1 protein-coding gene is annotated in these 245 nt (G+C 72.2%); it reads left to right on the top strand.

Features of this window, described 5'->3' with window-relative positions; translation table 11 throughout:
- The coding region (locus tag L0666_RS17160; protein ID WP_235262620.1) for a metallophosphoesterase family protein at window positions 1-245 on the top strand (245 nt) is incomplete at both ends.

Genomic DNA, 245 nt, shown 5'->3' on the forward strand with positions numbered 1-245 from the left:
CGCCTCGCCATTCTCGCGGACCTGCACGCCAACCTGGCGGCCACACTGGCAGTTCACGCGGACATTCAGCGGCGCGGCATCTCGGAGATCTGGGTGCTGGGCGACCTGGTGGGCAAGGGGCCGCGCCCGCGCGAGGTGCTGGAATGGACGCAGGCGTACGCCACGCGCGTCATTCAGGGCAACTGGGACGCCCGCGTCGCCGGGGCCACGCACCGCCCGCAGGACCTGTGGCCGCGCAGCAAGCT

It is taken from the genome of Octadecabacter algicola (genome assembly GCF_021532625.1).
Classification (GTDB): domain Bacteria; phylum Pseudomonadota; class Alphaproteobacteria; order Rhodobacterales; family Rhodobacteraceae; genus Octadecabacter; species Octadecabacter algicola.